The organism is Mumia sp. (assembly GCF_028803055.1).
GTDB lineage: Bacteria > Actinomycetota > Actinomycetes > Propionibacteriales > Nocardioidaceae > Mumia.
In genome coordinates this window covers 1-3939 of sequence record NZ_JARBCJ010000245.1, presented here as the reverse complement: position 1 = coordinate 3939, position 3939 = coordinate 1, and the positions used below count along the sequence as shown (strand labels likewise).

6 protein-coding genes are annotated in these 3939 nt (G+C 71.7%); all 6 read left to right on the top strand.

Annotated elements, in window-relative coordinates; translation table 11 throughout:
* Window positions 1-1071 (top strand): ATPase, T2SS/T4P/T4SS family (locus tag PV363_RS16435; RefSeq protein ID WP_301022902.1); only part of this gene is annotated, 1071 nt, incomplete at its 5' end.
* 227 nt (window positions 1072-1298) lie between these two features.
* Entirely contained in the window at window positions 1299-1925 is a 627-nt protein-coding gene (locus tag PV363_RS16430; RefSeq protein ID WP_301022901.1) for a type II secretion system F family protein, read from the top strand.
* Window positions 1922-2854 (top strand): type II secretion system F family protein, encoded by a 933-nt coding sequence (locus PV363_RS16425; protein ID WP_220365053.1) that lies wholly within the window; start codon window positions 1922-1924, stop codon window positions 2852-2854. Before PV363_RS16430 ends, PV363_RS16425 begins: the two co-directional genes overlap by 4 nt.
* Before the next feature lie 17 nt (window positions 2855-2871).
* Window positions 2872-3081, top strand: a complete 210-nt coding sequence (locus PV363_RS16420) for a hypothetical protein (RefSeq protein ID WP_301022900.1) — start codon at window positions 2872-2874, stop codon at window positions 3079-3081.
* The gene (locus PV363_RS16415; protein WP_220341836.1) at window positions 3078-3482 is read left to right on the top strand and encodes a TadE/TadG family type IV pilus assembly protein; all 405 of its coding nucleotides are present in this window, start codon (window positions 3078-3080) and stop codon (window positions 3480-3482) included. The genes PV363_RS16420 and PV363_RS16415 overlap by 4 nt, the downstream gene beginning before the upstream one ends.
* A 47-nt stretch (window positions 3483-3529) precedes the next feature.
* On the top strand, window positions 3530-3934 hold the full coding sequence (locus PV363_RS16410) for a hypothetical protein (protein ID WP_301022899.1): 405 nt from the start codon (window positions 3530-3532) through the stop codon (window positions 3932-3934).
* The last annotated feature ends 5 nt before the right edge of the window (window positions 3935-3939 follow it).

The window sequence follows — 3939 nt, the reverse complement described above, 5'->3', positions numbered from 1 at the left end:
ACCGATCCTGACGCGACGGTCGGCGAGCTGGTCGCCGCGGTGTCCGGCCTCGGGCCGCTCCAGCCGTACCTCGATGATCCGGAGGTCGAGGAGATCTGGATCAACGAGCCGTCGCGGGTCTTTGTGGCGCGTGGGGGCAGGCACGAGCTGACGTCGGTGATCCTCGGCCCGGTCGAGGTGCGTGAGCTGGTCGAGCGGATGCTGGCGACCAGTGGCCGGCGGTTGGATCTGAGCCAGCCGTTCGTGGATGCGACGCTTCCGGGAGGTCATCGCCTGCATGTGGTGCTGGAGGGGATCTCGCGCGGATTCGCCGCGGTCAACGTCCGCAAGTTCGTCGCGCGCTTCCGCGGTCTGGGGGACCTGGTCGCCGCCGGCGCGCTGAGCGAGCACGCTGCGGCCTTCCTGAGGGCGAGCGTGGTGTCGGGGCACAACGTGCTCGTCTCCGGAGGCACCCAGGCCGGCAAGACGACGTTCCTCAACGCACTCGCCGCCGAGGTTCCGGGGACGGAGCGGATCGTGTCGGCCGAGGAAGTCTTCGAGCTGCGGTTCGCCCATCCCGACTGGGTCGCGCTCCAGACGAGACAGGCCGGGCTGGAGGGCACGGGAGAGATCCGGCTCCGGACGCTGGTGAAGGAAGCGCTGCGCATGCGCCCGTCACGACTGGTGATCGGGGAGGTGCGCTCGGAGGAGTGCTTCGACCTGCTGCTCGCACTCAACGCAGGTCTTCCGGGGATGGCGACCTTGCACGCGTCGTCGGCACGGCAGGCGCTGGTCAAGATGTGCACGCTCCCCCTGCTCGCTGGTGAGAACATCTCTGCGCGGTTCGTCGTGCCCACGGTCGCGACCTGCGTGGACCACGTGGTCCATCTGGGCATGGACGCGCAGGGACGGCGGACGGTGCGGGAGATCGCGGCCGTCAGTGGGCGGGTCGAGAACGACGTCATAGAGACGGAGTCCTTGTTCGTCCATCGCGACGGGGTGCTGGTCCGGGCGAGTGGCACGCCGGCTCGCACCGAGCGGTTCGTCCAGGCCGGGATCGACGTGTCGGCGCTCCTGCGGACGGAGGACTGATGGGCTACGTGCTCGGGCTCGGGATCGGGGTGGGGGCGCTCCTGGTCTGGTCCGGGGTGACCGCCCCCGCTCGGGACGGCGCGCGGGGACGCCGGAGGGGAAGCCTGGATGAGCTTCTCGCACGGGCGGGTGCCCCCGGCACCACCGCACGAGGACTCATTGCGGTGTGTGCCGCGTGCGGTCTGGTCGGACTCGTCCTCGCTCTGCTCGTCACGGCGACGCCCACGGTGGCACTGGTCGCCGGCATCGGCGCGGCGTATGTCCCGCTTGCCGTGATCCGCGGTCGCGCCAGCCGGGTAGCCGAGGAGCGGGCGGCGGCCTGGCCGGAAGCCGTCGATCATCTGGCGTCGGCGGTGCGCGCTGGCATGTCCTTGCCGGAGGCGATCTCGGGGCTGGGGGAGCGCGGCCCCGAGCCGCTTCGAGAGCCCTTCGTTGCGTTCGCCCGTGACTACCAGGCGAGCGGCCGGTTCGCCGAGTGCCTCGACGGACTCAAGGCACGGCTTGCCGATCCGGTCGGAGACCGCGTCGTCGAAGCGTTGCGCGTGGCTCGAGACGTCGGTGGCGGCGATCTCGGGAGGATGCTGCGGACATTGTCGGGATTCCTGCGCGACGATCTACGCACGCGCGGTGAACTCGTCGCACGGCAGGCCTGGACCATCAACGGTGCGCGTCTGGCGGTGTCGGCGCCCTGGATCGTCCTCGGACTGATGTCCTTGCAGCGCGACGCGATCACCCGGTTCGGATCCGGCACGGGACTCGCGCTGCTCGTCATCGGCCTCGCCGTGTGTGTCCTCGCCTATCGGTTGATGCTGCTCATCGGGCGTCTTCCACGTGAGCCGCGGGTGCTGCGGTGACGGCGCCGCTTCTCGGTGCGCTCCTCGCCGCCGGCGTCGCGATCGGGCTGCTCGAGCTCGTGCGCGTCGCGCGGTTGCGGCAGCGCCCCTCCCTGGTGAGCCGCATCGAGCCCTTTGTCCGCGACGTCACGGTCGGCATGCCGGCCCCCCGCGAGGGGGCCGAGTCGTGGGCTGCCGGTCGAGCAGTGTTCGGCCCGGCAGTGCGCCGTACGGCGGGCGTGGTCGAGCGGGTGCTGGGAGGCAGCGCCTCGGTCCGCAGGCGTCTCCGCAGACAGGCCTCGACGAGCACGCTCGAGGAGTTCCGGGCGAGCCAGGTCGTGTGGGGGGTCGCGGCCTTCGGGGCGTCGGCGGCGGTCCTTCTCTCCTGGGGGATGGTGGCCGACGTCCGGCCCCTTGCGGGGCTGATCCTCTGCGTGGCCGCCGGGGTCGCCGGTGTTCTCGCCCGCGACCTTGCGCTCACCCACGAGGTCCAGCGCCACGAGGAACGGGTCACCCGTGAGTTCCCGACTCTTGCGGACCTGCTCGCACTGGCCGTCGCCGCAGGAGAGGGGCCTGTCTCAGCCCTGGAACGCGTCGCAGACGTGAGCAACGGCGCCATGTCGCGGGACCTTCGCACGGTCGTCGCCGACGTCCGGACCGGACGACCGTTGGCCGATGCGCTCGACGACTTGTCTGCTCGTACGGGCGTGCCCGCGGTCGCACGGTTCGCCGAGACGCTCGCCGTCGCGGTCGAGCGGGGGACGCCGCTGGTCGACGTCCTGCACGCACAGGCCGCGGACGTCCGAGAGGCCGGCCGCCGCGAGCTGGTCGAGTCCGGCGCACGGCGCGAGGTGCTGATGCTCGTGCCGGTGGTGTTCCTCGTTCTGCCCGTCACCGTCCTCTTCGCCTTCTATCCCGGCCTGGTCAGCCTGTCCGTCACCACGCCATGAACTCCAGAGGAGTGCCCATGCAGCTCGCAACCCTGCACCGTCGTCTCGGATGCCCGCCGCGCTCGGGGGTGCGTGAGCGCGTCCGCCGTCGCGGCGAACGCGGCGACGTCCCGGGGTGGGTGATGATCACCGTCATGTCGGCCGGTCTCGTCGCCGGATTGACCGCCTTGGCCGGGCCACAGCTGAAGGCGATGCTCCAGGCTGCTCTGGCTTCCGTCGGGGGATGAGCGTCGCGCGCCGCCGCGGCGATCCACGTGGGGACGAGGAGGCGTCGGCCGTCGCCGAGTTCTGTCTCGTGATGGTGGTGCTGGTCCCACTCGTGCTGGCGATCGTCCAGGTGGGGCTCGTCCTCCACGTCCGCAACACGGTCACCGCTGCTGCTGCCGACGGTGCTCGCGCGGCGTCGCGGGACGGCGCCTCACTCCAGACGGGGGTGTCGCGAGCCCGATCACAGATCACTCGAGCGCTCTCCGCCCGGTACGCCGGTGACGTCCGGGCGGAGCGGGCCTCCGTCCACGGACAGCCCGTCGTCATGGTCCGCGTACGCGCCAGCGTCCCCGCGCTGGGGATCTTCGGGTCCACCGTCGACGTCGAAGGCGTCGGCCGGGCCGTGACGGAGATCGGATGAGGACGCGAGGGAGGACTCGTGACCTCGGACGAGAGAGCGGGTCCGCGGTGGTCGAGACCACGTGGCTCGCGCTCCTTCTCCTGGTTCCGCTCCTGTACGTGGTCCTCTCCGTCTTCGAGGTCCAGCGGTCTGCGTACGGCGTGAGCGCCGCCGGCCGGGCGGCCGGGCGTGCGTACGTCCAGGCGCCGAGCCCGCCGGTCGCCGAGCGGCGTGCCCGCCGGGCGGCGCAGCTGGTCCTCGAGGACCACCGGATCGAGACCGGCATGACCGACGTCCGCCTGCGGTGCACCGGGGGCCCGTGCCTCAGTCCCGGGTCGTCGATCGTCGTCACCGTGACGGCGCGTGCCCAGCTGCCGTTCATCCCTGATGCCCTCGGGGGCGCTCGGCCGGCCGTGCGCGTGGACGGCACCCACACGGAGCCGTACGGCCGCTTCCGGGAGGACCGGTCATGAGTCGG

Coding starts and splice junctions, on each gene's coding strand:
- PV363_RS16420 (WP_301022900.1), top strand. CDS start 2,872: ATGCAGCTCGCAACCCTGCACCGTCGTCTCGGATGCCCGCCGCGCTCG.
- PV363_RS16415 (WP_220341836.1), top strand. CDS start 3,078: ATGAGCGTCGCGCGCCGCCGCGGCGATCCACGTGGGGACGAGGAGGCG.